Genomic DNA, 18091 nt, shown 5'->3' with positions numbered 1-18091 from the left:
ACATATAGGAACGGCCTGATTTGTCCGATCCACCCAGGCCCAAAGACCCTGGGTAACCGGGGCCGCCGCCCACATGTCCCTTCATCAATCCAACAATGAGAAAGAGCCAACCGCCAAGCCGACACCCTCTTGTTCCCTCCCCTTCCAGGTCGGGCCCTCGTGGGTGCCGATGGCGGTGAACCGCACTTCGCCGTGGCAAAGCGCCGTTGACGAGGGGCTATATATGCCAAGTTTTCAGCGCGTCAAGCGATTACCGCATCCTCGATGCGCTTTTACCCGCCGGATTGATTTTCCGTCGCCGCCGGCGTCGCCCAGCCGCCCCCCCATGAAGGAAGGGCATGACGTCGACCTGCGCCGAAAGGCTCGCTCTGGCCGGCCGCGAGAATGTCGGCAGCGGGTGTCGGGCCCGTCGCCTTCCGGCCCCTCCCCCAACGCATCGCGCGACGGCCCGTCGCGCGACTCGGGATGTCGCTACGCCGTCTCGTCGCCCATCAGAGCGAGCAGCTTTTCCTTGATCTTGGCGATCCCGAATTTCCACACCTCGCCGGCGCCGATATGCGGCATGACCGGGATCTCGGCGGGGTCGACGGCGGCGTGCAGCACGGCCGGCCCGGGGGCGGCGAGGAAATCGCGGATCGACTGATCGAGCTGCGCCGGATGGCGGACGGTGAAGCCCTGCGCCCCGCAGGCACGCGCGAAGGCGGCGAAATCCGGATTGGGGAAGGCGGCACCCCTCGCCGCCGGCAGCCCTGCCCCCTCCATTTCGAGGTGAACCAGCCCCCAGCCGGCATTGTCATAGACCACGATCTTGACCGGCAGCCGGTGTTCGACGGCGGTCATGAACTCTCCGAGCAGCATCGTGAAGCCGCCATCGCCGACATGCAGGATCACCTGCCGCGCGCGATCGAGCGCCTGGATGCCGTTGGCGATGCCCATGCCGGTGCCGACCGCCGCGTTGTTGAACGATCCGCAATGACGCTGCGACCCGCGCTGCCGTGTCCAGTTGGCGGCCCAGAGCGTCACCTCGCCGGTATCGGTGACGAACACGGCGTCGTCATCGGCATGATCGCTCACCAGCCGCGCCACCGCCTGCGGGTGAACCTTGTCGGCGCTGCGGGCCGGATCGGCCTTTTCGTCGAGCATCGCGTCCCATTTTGCCCGATCCCGCGACACCTTGTCGAAGAAGGCGGCGTCGGCGCGCTGCGGCAGATCGTCGAGCAGCATGCGGAGCGCCGGCCGGACCGAGCCGATCACCCCGAGGGCGATGGGCGCCCGCCGGCCGAGCGAGGCGGCGCGCTCATCGATCTGGATGATCCGGCCCTTCTGCGGCAGAAAATCGGAATAGGGATAATCGGTCCCCAGCATCAGCAGCAGGTCGGCGTCGCGCAGCGCATCGACGCCGGGCTGTCCGCCGATCAGGCCGACGCCGCCGATCCAGCGCGGATCGTCATGGGCCATGATGTCCTTGCCGCGATAAGTGTGCATCAGCGGCGCGCGCAAGCGATCCGAGAGGCGGGCCAGTTCCTCCGCGGCGCCTCGGCAGCCTTCGCCGCAGAATATCGCGACCGTGCCGGCTTCCGCGATCATCGCGCGGGCGGCGGCGATGTCGGCGGCGGCGGGCGCGATCTCCGGACGCGGGCGCAAGGTGGCGATGCTCGGCACCGGGCCGGGGGCGGTCGCTGCGAAGATGTCGGGCGGCACGGAGAGATGGGCGACCCCGCGCGCGCCATAGGCGGTGGCGATGGCCTGCTGGATCACCGCCGGCGCCTGCTCCGCCGCGCCGACCAGCTGGGAATAGGCCGCCACGTCGCGGAACAGGGCGACGGGATCATCCTCCTGCAGATAGTCGGTGCCGCGCTTGGCGCTTGGCACATGACCGGAGATGGCCAGCACCGGCGCGTGGTCCTTGCGCGCCTCGTAAAGGCCGGCGACGAGATGATTGGCGCCAGGCCCGGTGGTGCCGCAACAGACACCGAGCCGGCCGGTCAGCTTCGCCTGCCCCGCCGCCGCCAGCGCCGCGCCTTCCTCGTGCCGCACGCCGATCCAGTCGATCCGCCCGTCGCGGCGGATCGCATCGGTGAACGGATTGAGGGCGTCGCCGACGATCCCGAAGATCTGGCGTACGCCGATCTCGGCAAGGGTGTCGACGAGCAGTTCGGCAACCGTCTGGGACATGAACGCCTCCGTGAGAGACGGACCCAACGCCCCTGCCGTCAAAGAGTTCGTGCGCCGATGCCGACCGGCTCGCTCCCTTGCCCGCCGCGAGTCGGCGCACGGACAGAAAAAAATCTGCCGTCGCAGACGAAACTGGCGCTTATCCCCTTGATGCGAACAGGTTTCGATGTTGTCGCTCGGCAATCGACTGGGCATAGCCAAGAGAAGGCGCCGACAAGGGCGAAACGAATTGTGCGACAACCTGCGCAAGATCGTAGTTGCCAAAACATTATTTTGGGAAGAGTGTAATCATCGTGCCGGGGAGGAGCCGGGCACCCGGGGCCACTGCCGGCTCCCGGCGATCGTCTGCGCCGGGACAAGCGCGGGTAGGGTGCAGCGCGCGCGGTGCAGGCTTGGGTTGGTTCCGTCTCTCGCGGAGGTCCCGATGCCCGTTCAGCCCACCTATCCCGGCGTCTACATTGAAGAGATATCCAGCGGCGTCCATCCGATCACCGGGGTCGCCACATCCACCGCCGCCTTCATCGGCACGTTCGCCAAAGGCCTGGCGAACGAAGCGGTGCAGATCCTCAGCCAGGCCGATTTCGAGCGTGAATATGGCGGGCTCGATCGCAACAGCGAGGCTTCCTACGCGATCCAGCAATTTTTCATGAACGGTGGTTCGCAGGCCTGGGTGGTGCGGGTCGTCAATGACGGCTCGCCGGCGGGGTCCGTCGCCGGGGCGGAGGCGAACGCCACTCTCACCGTGCTCGGGGCTGCGACCAAGGTGTTCAACGTCCGCGCCGGCCGCCGCATCCGCGGGGCATCGGCCATCAATCCGGGCGAGTGGGGCAATTTTGTCCGGGTGCAGGTCGATCATAACGGCACCGCGGCGGGCGCCACCTTCAATCTCACGATCAGCCAGGTCCGCGTCGACGGCAACCGGACGACCGTCGTCGCCACCGAGACGTTCAACAATCTGACGATGGAGCCCAACACCCCGAACAATGCGATCGAGGTGGTCAACCAGGGCTCGCGCCTCGTCCAGCTCGATCGCGTCGGGCTGGCGGCGCTGGGCACGCCCGCGCCCCGCCCGGCGCCGAGCGGGACGATCAGCAATGCCAGCCTCGCCGCCGCGATTCCCGCCGCGATCAGCGCGCTCAAGGTCGCGATCACGCTCGCTTCCGGCAGTTCGGCGGCGATTGCGCTCGACTATCCTGGGTCGCCGCTGCTCACGGCGCCGGCCAGCTTCGCAGGCTGGGCGCAGGCGCTGCAGACCGCACTGCGTCAGGCCGGCGCCGATCCGACGCTGCCGCCGGCGATGCGCCCTTACCTCACTGGGGCCACGGTGCAGGCGCTGAACGACGGGGCCGGCGCCAATTGGCGGTTCGCCGTGCTGCCCGGGGCAGGCGCCCAGCCCTATGATTCGACCGCAAAGCTGGTCTTCTCGGGCGCCGACCTCGGCGCGTACAAGTTCAACGCCGCGTCGACCGGCGTCGCCCAATATGAGCTTGCCGGCGGTGCGGACGGGACGGTGGTCGACGCCACCGGGGCGTGGGCGATGCCGGTTTCGGTGTTCCGGGGCAGCGCGGCCGGCGCTACCGGCCTCTACGCGCTGGAGGATGTCGACCTGTTCAACGTGCTGTGCATCCCCGACGCGCCCAAATTCGCTGCCAACGACATGCAGTCGCTCTATCAGGAGGCCGAGATCTACGTCGAAGGCCGGCGCGCGATGATCATCGTCGATATCCCCGAGGATGTCGTCCAGATCGACCAGATGCAGGCGTGGATGACGGCGAACGACAGCCTCCGCCACCCCAATGCCGCGGTCTATTATCCGCGCACCTTCACGCCCGATCCGCTCAACCAGGGCCGGCTCAGATCGCTGGCGCCGAGCGGCACGATGGCCGGTCTCTGGGCGCGCACCGACACCGCGCGCGGCGTGTGGAAGGCGCCCGCCGGCACCGAGACGCAGCTGCGCAACGTCGCCAGCCTGGCGCGGACGATGACGGATCAGGAGAACGGGCTGCTCAATCCGCTCGGCATCAACTGCCTGCGCACCTTCCCGATCTACAGCAACATCTGCTGGGGCGCGCGGACCCTGGAAGGCGCGGACATCCTCGCCTCGGACTGGAAATATGTGCCGGTTCGCCGCACCACCCTGTTCATCGAGGAAAGCCTGTTCCGCGGAACCAAATGGGTGGTGTTCGAGCCGAATGATGAGCCATTATGGGCGCAGATCCGGCTCAATGTCGGGGCGTTCATGCAGGATCTGTTCCGCAAGGGCGCCTTTCAGGGCACCACCGCCAAGGACGCCTTCTTCGTCAAATGCGACGGGGAGACGACGACGCAGACCGATATCGATCTCGGCATCGTCAATGTCGAGGTCGGGTTCGCGCCGCTGAAGCCGGCGGAGTTCGTGATCCTCAAAATTTCGCAGATCGCCCGCAGCAGCAGCACCGACGCTTGAGGAGTGCCCCGCGATGGCTGAATTCACCGCCAACCCCCGCCGCTTCGACCCTTACAAGAACTTCAAGTTCCGGGTGAAATGGGACGGACGATATGTCGCCGGGGTGAGCAAGGTCGGCGCGCTCAAGCGCTCCACCGAGGTCGTCGAGCATCGCGAAGGCGGCGATCCCTCCTCCAGCCGCAAGTCCCCGGGCCGCACCAAGTTCGAGGCGGTGACGCTGGAACGCGGCGTCACCCATGATCCCGAGTTCGAGCAATGGGCCAACAAGGTGTGGAATTTCGGCGGCGGTGCCGGCGCCGAGGTCTCGCTCGCCGATTTCCGCAAGGACATCATCATCGACCTGTTCAATGAGGCCGGCCAGAAGGTGATCTCCTACCAGCTCTATCGCTGCTGGGTGTCCGAATTCCAGGCGCTCCCCGATCTCGACGCCAACGCCAACGCCGTCGCCATCCAGACCCTCAAGCTGGAGAATGAGGGCTGGGATCGCGACGTCGCCGTTACCGAGCCCGTCGAGCCGACGCTGTCGGCTTGAGTGGCGGGCGGTGCGCGAGGCGATCGCCGTGACATTGAATGGCGGGCCCGGGGCGGAGGCGCCCTGCGTCGCGCGCGTGCGCGGCCTGACCGGCGCCGATGAACTCGCCCTTGCCGGCAGCGCCGCGACCCTGCCGGCGATGCGGACGACGCAGCTTCTCGCGCTCGTCGCCGAACGGATCGGCGACGAGGCGCCGGCATCGGCCGAAACGGTGCGCGGCCTGACGCTGGGCGACCGCGAGCGCCTGCTCCTCGCCTGCGTGATCGCATCGTTCGGCGCCGAGCTGGAGACGGTCGCGCGCTGCCCGGCCTGCGATGCGCTCGCCGAACTGTCGCTCTCTCTGGCGCCGCTGCTGGCGCCGCAGCCGCAGGCCGGGCCGCCCGACCCCCGCTTCCGCCTGCCGACCGGCATCGATCAGGAGGCGATCGCCGCGCAGGCACAGCTCGACCCCGACGAGGCGGCCGACGCACTGCTGAAGCGCTGCATGCTCCTCGACGCCGATCCGGCGGAGGCGATCGGCGCGGCGATGCTGGCGCGCGATCCGGCGATCGAGTGGACGGCCGATGCCGAGTGCCCCAGCTGCGGCGCCCCGGTCCGCACCCTCCTCGACGGCCTGTCGCTGCTTCTTTCCGGCGCGGCCACCGCTGACCGGCTGTTCGAGCAGGTCGATCGGCTCGCCCGCGCCTATCATTGGAGCGAGGACGCGATCCTCGCACTGCCGGCCGCACGCCGCCGCCGCTATCTCGATCTCGTTGCCGCCGGGGAACCGGCATGAGCGGCCTCTTTCATCGCCTCGCCCGGCGCGCCGCAGCCCCCGCGTCGTCGACCGGCCTCGCGCCGTTGCAGATGCGCCCGCGCTCGCGGTTCGAGAGCGCCGCGTCCGAAGGCCGCTTCGAGATCGAGACCGCCACCAGCGTCGCGCATTCCGCTCACCCGGCGCCGGCTCCGCCACGCGCCACAGACGAGCTGCAGCGCCCGCCGCCCCCCTCCCCGCCTGTCGCCCCGCGCGGTGCGTCCGATGGAGCATCGGCGCATGCCGCGCCGCCATTGCCGGCGGCGCGTTCGGATGAAGCGACGGCCGCGCCCGACCTGCCCGATGTGCCGGCGCCCGCGCGTGTGATCGGGGAGGGCGTGACGGCTCCGGCACCGGATGTCGCGCCCGCGCCGCGCCCGCCCGCTGCCGAGCCTGCCCGGCCGGGCGAGGCGCCTGCCCGGCCCGAACCGCTCGAGCACATGATCGAGCGCCTCTTTGCCGACCCGGCCGCCCCCCGTTCTGCACCGCCGCCGCGGCAGCCGGATGCCGTGCAGACCCACAGCGATCCGCTGCCGCCGTCGCTCTCGATCGGGCGGCTCGACATCCAGTTCGTCCAGCCCGCGGCCCCGCCCCCGGCCCGGCCGGCGCGGCGCGGGTCGAGCGGGTTCGCCGACTATGCCGGCATCCGCCGCGGCGAGCCCAGGTGAGGCCGGGCGATGGCTGACCACACCGCCATCGCTGCCGTCAGCATGACGCTGCGCACGCTGCTCCTCGATCGCATGACGATGCCGGTGCAGGTGACGCTGGCGCCGCCGGACGTGTCGATCGCCGGGCAGGACGGCGCGCGCGTCAATCTCTACCTCAGCGAGGTGGTCGAGAACGGCCAGCTCAAGAACCAGGAGATACCGGGCCGCGGCAGCCCCGGCGCCTATGGCCGCCCGCCCTTGTCGCTGAACCTGCGTTACCTGCTCACCACCTATAGCGACAGTGAGACCCAGGCGGATTCGGACCTCAATGCCCAGCGTATTCTCGGCGACGCGATGCGCGTGCTGCACGATTTCGCGCCAGGGCTCGATACGCTGGCCATCGTCAATCCGGCCGCCGGCGTGGTCGGCGATCCGGTGCTCGACGCAGCGCTCGCCGATGAGTTCGAGCGGGTGAAGGTGACGCTCCATCATGCCAGCCTCGACGAGGTGGCGCGCCTGTGGGCGGCCCTGCCCGAGGCCGCGTTCCGCCGTTCGGTGATGTACGAGGTGACCGTCGTCCAGATCGAGACGACGCGGCCCCGCCCGCGCCCGCGCCCGGTGGAGACGCGGCGGATCATGGCGAGCGTCCGCCGCCGCCCGCACATCCTCGCTGCCTATGTCACGCCCGCGCCTTCCGAGCCGATCGGCGAGAGCCGCGTGCGCATCGGCGACGAGATCACGATCGTCGCCGAGCAGATGCTGGCCGACAAACTCTATGTGCGACTGGGCACGCTGGCCCCGATCCGCATCGTGCCCGGCGGCTCGGGGGAGGTGTGCATCACGCTTCCCGGCGCCACCTATGCCGCCGATCTCGATCACAGCGCGCCGCGCGCCGTCCCCCCCGCGGAGCAGTTGCAGATCGGCCCTCTCGACGTGCAGCTGATCGCCGAGCATCCCGCGGACGGGGTCGCCGGCGGGCTGGGTCGGGGCGCCAACGTTCAGTTGCCGCGGCTCTATGCCTCCAATGCGGTGGTACTCCAGCTCGTGCCGCGCATTACCGCGCTCGTGCCGGCAAGCGGCACCGGGGCGACGACACTGGAGGTGCAGGGGACGAGGCTGTGGAACGCGAAGGTCCACACCGCTGAGGTGATCCTCGGCGATATCGCCCTCCCCATCCCCGCCGCCGGCGCGACGGCCACCTCCGTCAAGGTGCCGCTCGCCGAAGCGGCGGCGCTGCTGCCCGCCCCGGCCGCCGCCGGCACGCCTTATCCGATCGCGGTGCAGCTCGACGGCGCGCGCAGCCGCGACCCGGTCAGCTTCCTGTTGAAGCCATGACCGGCCAGCGCGCCAGCACCGTCGAATGCGACGTCCCGCCGCTCGGCTGGCCCGAGCGTAATCGCGAGGTGGTGGGCCTCGGCCTCGCCTGGCTCGCGGCGCTCCTTGCCGGCGACGACTCCGCTGCCGCTGCCCGCAAGACCTATGAGCAGGCGCGGGCAGCGATGTTGCGCAGCGGCGCCCCCGCCGCGATCGACAGCCTCGCCCGCCTGTTCGACCTCGCGCCGTTCGATGAGGACGTGCTGCTGCTCGCCTTCGCCCGCCACATTGATCCGGCATTCACCGCGCCGGGCGCCCAGCCGCTGACCTCCGCGCTCGCGATGTCGCTCCTCGTACCGGCCGATTTCGAGGCGACGAGCGCGGCGCAGGCCCGCCTCTCCCCGCTCGCCCCGCTCCGCCGTTACGCCCTGATCGGCTCTAGCGATGCGCGCTTTGCGGTCCGCGCGACGCTGGCGATCGAGGAGCGCGTCGCCCGTCACCTGCTCGGCGAAACGCTGCTCGACGGCGCCGCCCGCCCGCTCCTCACGCCATCCGCCGCCGGCCCCTGCCCGCCCGCCATCCGGCCGCTCGTCAGGCCGTTCGCGGAGACGATCGCCGCCGCCCCGCGCCCGGCCGCGCTCCTCGTCGGCGCGCGCCGGAGCGGCCGCCGTGCGGTGGCGCGCGCCCTTGCGGAGTCGTTCGATCTGGCGCTGCTCGAACTCAAATCCTGGCTGCTGCCCCAGGACATCGAGGCCCGCCGCGCGATCCTGCCGACCGTCGCCCGCGAGGCGGTGCTGGGTGGTTTCGCCCTGCTCGTCGACCTCGACCGCGCCGGGGCCGCGGAGGAGCTGCTCGACACGCTGGATGCCTTCGTCATCGCCATCGCCGAGCAGCCGCCCGAGGTCATCCCCGCCACGCCCCAGCTGCGCCTGCCCGCCCTCGTCGCGGCCGATCGCGCGCTCTTGTGGCGGCAGGCGCTCGGCGATGCTCCCGTGCCCGCGGACCAACTCGACATGGTCAGCGAGCATTTCCGCCTCGGACCCGACGACATTAGCGCCATCGCCGCCACCGTCCGCGATCAGCATGGCGAGGGCCTGTGGCTCGCCTGCCGCGAGACGGCACGGCGCGGGCTCGATGCGCTCGCCGAGCGGATCGTCCCCCGCTTCGGCTGGGACGAGATCATGCTGCCGGATGCCGTCCGCCACGATCTGCGCGCGATCGCCGCGCAGGTCCGCCATCGTGCCGCCGTCTATGAGCGCGGCGGCTTCGGCGGCAAACTGGCGAGCGGGCGCGGCGTCACGGCGCTGTTCGCGGGGCCGTCAGGGGTCGGCAAGACGATGGCCGCCGAAGTGATCGCCCATGATCTGGACCTTGATCTCTACCGCGTCGATCTCTCCTCGGTGATCTCCAAATATATCGGCGAGACCGAGCAGAACCTGAAGCGGGTCTTCGACGCCGCCGAGGCGAGCGGCGCGCTTTTGTTCTTCGATGAGGCCGATGCGCTGTTCGGCAAGCGCAGCGAGGTCAAGGACAGCCACGACCGCTATGCCAATATCGAGGTCAGCTATCTTCTACAGCGTATGGAAAGCTATTCCGGACTCGCCATTCTCGCCACCAACCTCAAGGCGCATATCGACGCTGCGTTTCTTCGCCGGCTGCGCTTCGTCATCGACGTTCCATTCCCCGATGCCAGCCAGCGCCGCGCCATCTGGGCCGGGGCCTTCCCGCCGGAGACACGGACGGAGGGGCTCGATCTCGATGCGCTGGCGCGGATCGACATCGCCGGCGGCAATATCGTCGTCATCGCCGTCAACGCCGCCTTCCTCGCCGCGGCTGACGGCGGCGCGGTGACGATGGCGCATATTGCCCGCGCCGCGCGCGCCGAGCTGCGCAAGCTCGACAAGGATTTCCGCCCCACCTGGCTGCCGCTGGAGACGGCCCCATGAGCCCGCCAAACCGCATCGCCGACACCGTCACGCGCGGGCTCGCACGGGCGGCTATTCCGGCCGAGGGCGGCCATGTCCACCGCCTGACGCTGCGCCTGCCGGCCGGCGCCAGCGAGGCCGACATCGCCCGCGCCTTCGAGCGCGCGATCGCCGATCGCCGCCACCGGGAAGAACGGCGATGATCGCCGCCCTCGCCCCGAGCCGGCCGCCGCGCCAGGCCCGCCCGCCGATCCAGGCCAGGCTACGCGTCGGCTCAGCCACCGATCCGCTGGAGCACGAGGCCGATCGCGTCGCCGATGCAGTGATGGCCGGCGCCCCCGCCGGCGCCCTCACCACGGCGGCAATGCCTGCCCCCCAGCGCAAATGCGCGGCCTGCAAGGCGGAGGAGGAACCGGCGGTCCAGCGCAAATGCGCGACGTGCGGCGGCACGCACGGTTCGGCCGAGGCTGCGGCGGGCGCCCTTTCATCGGGCGGGCGGCCGCTGCCGACGGCGCTGCGCCGCTATTTCGAGCCCCGCTTCGGCCGGTCCCTCGGCGACGTGCGCGTCCATGATCACGCCGCCGCGCGAAGCGCCGCGGACGGCATCGGAGCGCACGCCTATACCTGGGGTCGCGACATCGGCTTCGCCGCCGGCGCCTATCGCCCGCACGCGCCCGACGGCCGGTGCCTTATCGCCCACGAGATCGCACATACCATCCAGCAGGCGCCGTTCATCGCCCGCCAGGCCGCCGTGCCTTTCTACCGCCGCACCTTCGCGGAGCGGGGCGGCGGCGGCACCACCGATTTCGAGGAGACGGTGCAGGTCCAGCCGGCGCCGCAGGGGACATCCATCGTCGGCTCGGTCGATCGGCGGGTGTTGGCGCCGGCAGCGGGGGGCCAGCCCCAGCAGGCGGTCCATACCGGCCGCGTCAACAACATCCGCTTCGATCCGGATTGCAAGGTGGTCGTCCCCTACCGCATCCAGTTCCTCCAGAGCCCGACCGCCGGCTCCAACACCAGTTGCCAGAGTCCGCCCTCGGCGACGGCGGTGCCGGCGCTTCCCGCGGCACAGGTCACCGCCATCGCCAACCAATATTTGGCGGCGATGAACAGCGGGCTGAATGGCCGGTTCTCGCTGGTGGTCGAGGGCTGCAATCAGCCCTGTACCGGCAAGCCGATCCCGATCGTCATCGACGCCCGGTCGGCGGCGACGGGCGCGGATCGCGTGGTGAACATCGTGCCCCGGGGCGGACGGGCCGACGCGGGCACGATCTGCGCCAATAATTTCCAGCCCAGCCTCGCCGTTCACGAGGGCGGCCATCAGGCTCTCGGAGCGCCGGACGAATATCAGGAACGATCTCCCCAGGTCCTCGCCGCCATGCCGCAATGGGGCCGGCCCGAGCGGGTGCGCACCGATCTGTCCTACATGAACAACCAGGACGGCTACGGCCGCTTCGTCCAGTTTCACGAACGGCATTTCCGCTTCGCCCAGGCCTTTCTGGAGGCCGTGTTCCAGGGCCAGGGCTGCAAGGTCAGCCTGAAGAACGAACAGCCGATCCGCCCCGATTTCCGGCTCGATCTCAGCCTGGGCGGCGGCGTGCCGCTGGGGGGCGGGCCGGGCTTCCTGTCGACCGGCCTGTTCGTCGGGCTCGGCGTGCCGCTGGAGCGCGAGCGCCGCTTCATGTTCGAGATCGGCGCGCAGGGGCGGGCGCTGATCTCCACCGACTCAACGGTGCGCAACGCGCTGATGGCCGGCGTCCGCCTCGGCATCGAGGCCCGCTCCAATCCCGGCGACGGCGCCGGGGTCAGCGCCCAGCTGTTCGGCTCGGCGGGCGGCCTGTACCGCCCCGCCCTTTCGGGCCTCGGCACGTCCCTGCCCGCGCGAGGGGGCGGCTATGGCGAAGCGGGGTTCGGGATCGGCGTGCATGACGGCATCGGCCGCAGCGGCGGCAACCTCCATTTGCGGCTGGAAGCCGCGATCGGCTCCGAGGCGGCCCGCGACGAGGGGGCGTTGCGCTGGGTTCGCGCCGGCCTCGCACTCGGCGGGAGCTTCTGAACAATAGGTGCGGACATGTCATCAAGAAATATTCGGCTGATTCGGCTCACCGTCAAAGAAAAAGGCAAGTTTTTCCTGATTGTAGCCATCATCCATAAAAAATGTCTATTGTTGACCGGCCACGTCAGCCGGGGGTAGGATCAAGTCAACTCGCTGGGGTTTGGTTATGGCGTCTGCCTATCCTCGTAGCCCGAAGGTGTTGAAAGGCGGCATCGTCGCCTATCAGCTGCCTCAGCTTGTCCCGACGATCATCGCCTTCCAGTATAACCCTGACGAAGTGTCGCGTTCGATCCAGTCGCGCGGGGCCGCCGGCGGCGGTCGTGGCGATGCCAATCGCGTGGATGGTCCGCCGACGGAGACGATCAGCATGTCGGTGGACATCGACGCCACCGATCAGCTTGAAAAGCCCGATCAGAACAGCGTCGCCGTCGACAATGGGCTGCACCCGGTGATCGCCTCGCTGGAGCGGCTGGTCTACCCGTCCTATCCGCTGGTCATCGCCAACGAGGCGCTGGCCTTCGCCGGCAGCGCCTTCATCCTCGCCGAGCAGGCTCCGCTGGCGCTCCTCGTCTGGGGGCCGAAGCGCGTGCTTCCCGTCCGCGTGCAGAGCCTGTCGATCCGCGAGGAGGCGTTCGACCAGAAGCTCAATCCGATCCGCGCCCGCGCCGATCTGACGCTGGAGGTACTCACCTATCGGGACCTCGACGTCGGCAATCCGGGCTATTGGGTCTATCTCGCCGCCTTTACCCAGAAGGAGGTGCTGTCGACGCTCAACACCCTCGGCGATCCGGGCGGCATCCGCTCGATGCTGCCGATCTGAGCGCGGGAGGGGGAGATGTTCTTTCGCGGCAGCCGCTACGAGACCATCGCCGAGGCGGAGATCGCCGGCCCCGACGGCCGCACCATCCGCTACAAGCGCATGCGCTTCGTGCCGCAGACGCAGGGCCGGCCCGGCGAGAAGGTGCTGGACGGAGACCGGCCCGACCTTGTCGCCTACCGCGCGCTCGGCGATCCCGAGCAATATTGGCGGCTATGCGACGTGAACCGGGTGATCGCGCCCGCCGATCTCACCGCCCCGCCCGGGCGCCGCCTGCTCTCTCCGGCGAGGAACGGCTAGCCGCGATGGCGCTCCTCCCCTCCTTCTTCACTGTGCAGGTGGCAGCAGCGCCGCTGCCGGCGATGCTGGTCCAGGCGCTGAAGAGCATCGAGGTCGAGGCCGCGGTCGGCCAGGCATCGGCGCTGCGCCTGCACTTCGAATTGAGCCGCAGCTTCTGGGGCGATCTCGACACGCTCGCCTTTCAGTTGTTCCGCCCGCTGGTGCCGCTCACCATTCGTGTCTCGGCGGGGCTCGGCGTCCCGCAGGTGCTGATCAACGCCTATGTGCGCGACGCGCGGCTTGAGGCCAGCAACACGCCCGGCGCGACGCGGCTGGAGGTGGTCGCACTGGACGCGCTGGGCACGATCATGGCCCATGTCCAGCAGCCCTTCACCTGGCCCAATTCGCCCGACAGCGTCATCGCCGCCGCCATCTTCGGCCGCTACGCGATCGTGCCGACGGTGATCCCCACCGCGCCGCTGCGCACGGTGCTCGACACCACGACCAACCAGCGGGACTATGACGCGACCTATCTGTTCCAGCTGGCGCGCCGCAACAATTACGAGCTTTATATCCAGCCGGATCCGGTGATCGGGCGCGATTTCGGCCATTTCCACCCGCCCTTCCTCGCCGTGCCCCCACAGGGCGTGCTGTCGATCGATTTCGGCACGCAGACCAATCTCGACAGCTTCCATGTCTCGAACGACATGCTCGCGCCGACCGGCGTGATCGCGCTCAGCACCGATCCGCGCACGCGCGCGCCGATCCCGGCGGTGGGGCTCGCCTCGATCGAGCCGCCGATGGGCCTGGAGCCTGCGCTCACCCGCATCATCCCGCCGCCGATCGAGCGCCCCGCCGCCACCGACGCGGCGAGCCCGGCCGAGATGCAGGCGCAGGCCCTTGCCCGTACCAGCCGCACCAGCCGGGCGATCTCGGCGAGCGGGGAGGTGGATGGCCTCAAATATGCCCGGCCGCTGCTCGTCGGCCTGCCGGTGCTCGTACGCGGGCCGGGCAGCCAGCATAGCGGCCTATATTATGTGCGGTCGGTGACGCACCGGATCAGCCGGGACAACTGGACGCAGAGCTTCACCGGCTGGCGCAACGCGGTCGGCCTGACCGGCGCCGAGATCTTCATCGATCCGCTGGCCGCCGTCGCATGAACGATTTCAGCGCCTTCGCCCGCGATGCCGACAGCCAGCGCCATCGCGTCTATGGCAAATTCTCCGGCATCGTCGCGAACAATATCGACCCGCTCCGCCTCGGTCGGCTCCAGGCCTACGTGCCCGAATTGCTGGGCGAGGTGCCGACCGGCTGGGCCAAGCCCTGCACGCCCTATGCCGGCCCGACCTCGGGTTTCTTCTCGCTGCCTCCGGTCAGCGCCGGCGTGTGGATCGAGTTCGAGGCGGGCGACGTGTCGCGGCCGATCTGGTCCGGCGGCTATTGGGGCACGGCGGAGGCGCCGATGGCGCCCCCGGGCAAGCCTGCGGAATGGACCACGAAGGTCTGGCGCAGCGAACTCGGCCTGTCGGCGGTGCTCGACGACGCCGCGCAGACGATTACGCTCACCGACGCGGTCGGCGCGAACTCGATCGTCATGTCTGTCGCCACCGGCACGATCACGATCACCGGCGCCGCCCGCATCGTCAACGCCGCCGGAACCTTGCTTCAGGAGGGCAGCGCATCGGCCGCCCATCCCGGCGTGCTCGGCGATCAGCTGATGACCTATCTCGGCCAGCTGGTCGCGCTGTTCAATGCCCATGTCCATCCGGGCGAGATGGCCGCCGGGGTGCTGCCGGTGACCCCTGCGCCGCCCATACCCCCCTTCCCGCCACCTTCGCCGAGCCTGATCTCGAGGAAGGTGATGCTCGAATAGGAGAGTCTATGGTCGGACAGCTCAGGCCCGGCAATTTCAATCCGGCCGACAGGACGGATTACGGCCCCTTCGCCAATTCCATGGCCGAGGCGATGGACAATGCGCTGCGCACGCTGATGGTCAATGACGGCCTGCCCGACCTCAAGACGGACCCCAATGATCCGGAGGTGCGCGACCGCCGGCGGCTGTTCGTGGCGATTGCCCGCGGCGTCGTCGCCCATCTCGATGCCCGGGCCGGCGCGATCCACGTCAAGCTGCCGGATTCGACCGTGCTGCCCGCCGCGATCGACGTGGACATGGGCTGATGTCCGGCGCCGCCTTCCTCGACGTCCCCTATGCGTTCGACGCGCGCGGGCGGAGCGCGGTGACCGGCGACGACGATCATCTGCGCGATATGATCATGCAGGTGCTGTTCACCATTCCCGGCGAGCGGGTGAATCGCCCCGAATTCGGCTGCGGCATCGGTCAGCTCGTCTTTGCGCCGGCACAGGACGCGCTGGCGGCGGCGGCCGAGCAGCTGATCCACGGCGCGCTGCTGCGCTGGCTGGAGCCGCTCATCTCGGTCGAGACGGTGACGGTCGCGATCGTCGACGCGGCGTTCGAGATCACCGTCGTCTACGCCCGCCGCGATACCGGCGAGCGCCAGCAGGACGTATTCCGGCAACAGGTGGCGGCGTCATGACGCTCTCGGCGGACGGCGCGATCTGGTGCGGGGACGACCGGCGATCGGGCGTCCTCGCCAACCCCGCCCATCCGCTGAACGGCGTTGATTTCGTCGAATATCGTCGCGCCCCGCTCGCCCCTCCCGGCGAACGCAACCTGCTCGACGTCACCTTCCTGAAGCCGCCGCCGGCACTCGCCGCCGACGATTTCGCGGTGCTCGGCGGGGTGCGCATCATCGATATCCGCGTGCTCGGCGTGGCGCCGGTCGTCGACCCGCGGACGCTGACCCTGTTCCTCAACAAAGAGGGCGATTTCTCGACCTACATCCTGTCGGTGGTTCACCCGCTGATCGACGAGGAGCGCTCGGAGGCGCGGTTCAGCTTCAAGGCGGGGTGTCCCACCGAGTTCGACTGCCGCCTCTCCGTCGAATGCCCGCCCGAGGCACTGATCGAGCCGGCCCTCGATTATCTCGCCAAGGATTACCAGAGCTTCCGGCGGCTGCTCCTCGATCTCATCGCCGCGCGCAATCCGGGGTGGCAGGAACGGCTGCCCGCCGACCTCGGCATGACCATCGTCGAGCTTATCGCCTATGCCGGGGACTATCTGAGCTATCTGCAGGATGCCGGCCCCGGCACCGAAGGCTATCTCGACACCTGCCTGCACCGCGTCTCCGCCGCCCGCCATGCCCGGCTGGTCGATTACCGGATGCATCAGGGCCGCAACGCCTTCACCTTCGTGCATCTCGCCACCGAGGCGGTGGGCGGCGCGCCGATCCCGCTCGGCACGCGGTTGCTGACGCGCATCGGCCGTCCGCTGATCGGCGAGACGGCGGCGCCGGGCGCCACCATCTCCATCCAGCCGCAGTTCGACAGCGACCCGGCCCTCGCCGACGTCACCGTGTTCGAGACGACCACCGCCGTCACGATCCGCGCCGCGCATAATGAGCTGCGCATCCACAGCGGGGGCGATGCCGAATGCTGCTTGGCGGCCGGCACATGTCAGGCCTTTCTCTATCGCCTGGCCAACGCCGACGGCACCGGCGCCGCTGTCCGCCCGCAATTCCGGCCGGGGGACTGGCTGTTGTTCGAGGAGGTGCTCGATCCGCGCAACGGCTCGCCCTACGATGCCGACCCCGCGCATCGGCAGGTCGTCCGCATCACCGCCGTCGCCGATGCTGTGGACGAGGCGTTCACCGATGCCTTGACGGGCGGCGCGCTCACCGCGCGCCTCAATCCGGCGGACCCGCCCTTGCCCCTGCAGCGCGTCGAGTGGCGGGTGGAGGATGCACTGGCCTCGGCCTTCTGCCTTTCCGCCGTGCTGGACGATGAGACGATCGTCGGCCCGGTAACGATCGCGCGCGGCAACATCGTGCCCGCCGATCATGGCCGCTCGCTGGTCGAGGTGCACGACGTCGGCCCGGACCCCGGCGCGGGCCGCTGGCCGCTGCCCTCGCTGGCGCTGGCCGCGGGTCCGCTCACCTGGCAGGCGCCGGCCAGCGCCCTGGAATTTGACGCCACCGGGACGCCGCTGCTCGGCCGCACCGAACTCGACATTCCGGCCAGTGCCGCCGCGCCGGCGATCGTGCTGATGATGAGCTTTCCCGGCCAGCCCGACGAAATCTGGACGCCGCAGCCGAGCCTGCTGGAAAGCGACGTGTACGACCAGCATTTCGTCGCCGAGATCGACAATGACGGCGCCGCGACGCTGCGTTTCGGCGACGATCACTATGGCCGCCGGCCGCTCGATGCCGCGCGTGTCGTCGCCCGCTACCGGATCGGCAATGGAGCCGCCGGCAATATCGGGCGCGAATCCCTCGTCCATCTCGTCACGCCCGACCCGCCACCGCCAGGCTTCCAGCCGGTCACCCGCCTGTTCCAGCCGCTGCCGGGGCGTGGCGGTGAGGATGCGGAGACGATCGAGCATGTCCGCCAGATCGCCCCCGAGCAATTTCGCGCGATCCAGTTCCGCGCCGTCACCGAAGCCGACTGGGAGGAGGTGGCGCTGCGCCATCCCGATGTCGCCGCCGCGCGCGCCACCTTCCGCTGGACGGGGAGTTGGCACACCATCTTCGTGGCGATCCACCCGCATGACGAGGCGAAGCTCAGGCGTCTGCCCGGTGGTGGCGCCGAACTCGCGCCCGATTTCGCCGCGATGATGCGCGCCCACCTCATGCGCTTCAAGCTCGCCGGCTATGACCTCGCAGTGCGCGCCGCCGTCTATGTGCCGCTGGAGATCGAGGTCATGATCTGCGTCGCGCCCGGCTATTTCCGGGGCGACGTGCTCGCCGCCGTCGCGGCACGTCTGTCGAACCGGGCCGGCGGCCTGTTCGACCTCGATGATTACAGGTTCGGCGAGCCGGTCTATCTGTCGCGGCTCTATGCCGCCATCGAGGCGATCGACGGCGTCGATTCCGCCACGGCGAGAATGTTCAAGCGCTATTGGGATGCGCCGCGCGACGAGCTGGCGCGCGGCGTGATCGAAATGGCGCCGTTCGAGATCGCCCGCCTCGACAATGATGCGAGCCTTCCCGAAAACGGCGTCCTTCGCCTGATCGCCGTGGGCGGCCTGTAG

The 18091-nt window shown here is 69.5% G+C and carries 16 protein-coding genes; 15 read left to right on the top strand and 1 reads right to left on the bottom strand.

From position 1 onward, the window contains the following. Nucleotides 1–471: 471 nt before the first annotated feature. A complete protein-coding gene (locus KOF26_RS14180) occupies nucleotides 472–2175 on the bottom strand; it encodes a thiamine pyrophosphate-binding protein (protein WP_216326284.1) in 1704 nt (567 codons plus the stop codon). Between the two features lie 424 nt (nucleotides 2176–2599). Between KOF26_RS14180 and KOF26_RS14175 the strand changes: the two genes are divergently transcribed. From KOF26_RS14175 to KOF26_RS14105, 15 genes are all read left to right on the top strand, one after another. Further along, nucleotides 2600–4621 carry a phage tail sheath C-terminal domain-containing protein gene (locus KOF26_RS14175; protein ID WP_216326281.1) on the top strand — a complete coding sequence of 674 codons (2022 nt, stop codon included), beginning with the start codon at nucleotides 2600–2602 and terminating at the stop codon, nucleotides 4619–4621. A gap of 13 nt (nucleotides 4622–4634) precedes the next feature. Next, nucleotides 4635–5153, top strand: coding sequence for a phage tail protein (locus tag KOF26_RS14170; RefSeq protein ID WP_216326278.1), 519 nt, complete (start codon nucleotides 4635–4637; stop codon nucleotides 5151–5153). A 10-nt stretch (nucleotides 5154–5163) separates the two neighbouring features. Next, complete coding sequence (locus KOF26_RS14165; protein ID WP_216326275.1) at nucleotides 5164–5928, top strand: hypothetical protein; 765 nt, start codon at nucleotides 5164–5166, stop codon at nucleotides 5926–5928. Next, the gene (locus KOF26_RS14160; protein WP_216326272.1) at nucleotides 5925–6614 is read left to right on the top strand and encodes a hypothetical protein; all 690 of its coding nucleotides are present in this window, start codon (nucleotides 5925–5927) and stop codon (nucleotides 6612–6614) included. Before KOF26_RS14165 ends, KOF26_RS14160 begins: the two co-directional genes overlap by 4 nt. Before the next feature lie 9 nt (nucleotides 6615–6623). Next, the gene (locus KOF26_RS14155; protein ID WP_216326269.1) at nucleotides 6624–7928 is read left to right on the top strand and encodes a Pvc16 family protein; all 1305 of its coding nucleotides are present in this window, start codon (nucleotides 6624–6626) and stop codon (nucleotides 7926–7928) included. Beyond that, nucleotides 7925–9853, top strand: a complete 1929-nt coding sequence (locus KOF26_RS14150) for an ATP-binding protein (RefSeq protein WP_216326266.1) — start codon at nucleotides 7925–7927, stop codon at nucleotides 9851–9853. The genes KOF26_RS14155 and KOF26_RS14150 overlap by 4 nt, the downstream gene beginning before the upstream one ends. Further along, a complete protein-coding gene (locus tag KOF26_RS14145) occupies nucleotides 9850–10035 on the top strand; it encodes a hypothetical protein (protein WP_216326263.1) in 186 nt (61 codons plus the stop codon). The genes KOF26_RS14150 and KOF26_RS14145 overlap by 4 nt, the downstream gene beginning before the upstream one ends. Beyond that, on the top strand, nucleotides 10032–11888 hold the full coding sequence (locus tag KOF26_RS14140) for an eCIS core domain-containing protein (protein WP_216326260.1): 1857 nt from the start codon (nucleotides 10032–10034) through the stop codon (nucleotides 11886–11888). The genes KOF26_RS14145 and KOF26_RS14140 overlap by 4 nt, the downstream gene beginning before the upstream one ends. A 166-nt stretch (nucleotides 11889–12054) precedes the next feature. After that, on the top strand, nucleotides 12055–12708 hold the full coding sequence (locus KOF26_RS14135; RefSeq protein ID WP_216326257.1) for a hypothetical protein: 654 nt from the start codon (nucleotides 12055–12057) through the stop codon (nucleotides 12706–12708). A 15-nt stretch (nucleotides 12709–12723) separates the two neighbouring features. Beyond that, nucleotides 12724–13005: a hypothetical protein gene (locus KOF26_RS14130; protein WP_216326255.1), complete on the top strand. Its 282-nt coding sequence runs from the start codon at nucleotides 12724–12726 to the stop codon at nucleotides 13003–13005. Nucleotides 13006–13010: 5 nt separating this feature from the next. Then, the gene (locus KOF26_RS14125; protein ID WP_216326253.1) at nucleotides 13011–14144 is read left to right on the top strand and encodes a phage late control D family protein; all 1134 of its coding nucleotides are present in this window, start codon (nucleotides 13011–13013) and stop codon (nucleotides 14142–14144) included. Continuing rightward, nucleotides 14141–14857 carry a phage baseplate assembly protein V gene (locus tag KOF26_RS14120; protein WP_216326250.1) on the top strand — a complete coding sequence of 239 codons (717 nt, stop codon included), beginning with the start codon at nucleotides 14141–14143 and terminating at the stop codon, nucleotides 14855–14857. The genes KOF26_RS14125 and KOF26_RS14120 overlap by 4 nt, the downstream gene beginning before the upstream one ends. An 8-nt stretch (nucleotides 14858–14865) precedes the next feature. Further along, nucleotides 14866–15162, top strand: a complete 297-nt coding sequence (locus KOF26_RS14115; RefSeq protein ID WP_216326248.1) for a hypothetical protein — start codon at nucleotides 14866–14868, stop codon at nucleotides 15160–15162. Next, nucleotides 15162–15539 carry a GPW/gp25 family protein gene (locus KOF26_RS14110; RefSeq protein ID WP_216326246.1) on the top strand — a complete coding sequence of 126 codons (378 nt, stop codon included), beginning with the start codon at nucleotides 15162–15164 and terminating at the stop codon, nucleotides 15537–15539. Before KOF26_RS14115 ends, KOF26_RS14110 begins: the two co-directional genes overlap by 1 nt. Further along, a complete protein-coding gene (locus tag KOF26_RS14105) occupies nucleotides 15536–18091 on the top strand; it encodes a putative baseplate assembly protein (protein WP_216326243.1) in 2556 nt (851 codons plus the stop codon). The genes KOF26_RS14110 and KOF26_RS14105 overlap by 4 nt, the downstream gene beginning before the upstream one ends.

This window comes from Sphingomonas quercus, from assembly GCF_018863195.1.
GTDB classification, from domain to species: Bacteria; Pseudomonadota; Alphaproteobacteria; order Sphingomonadales; family Sphingomonadaceae; genus Solisphingomonas; species Solisphingomonas quercus.
This window is presented reverse-complemented; position numbering and strand designations above follow the sequence as displayed.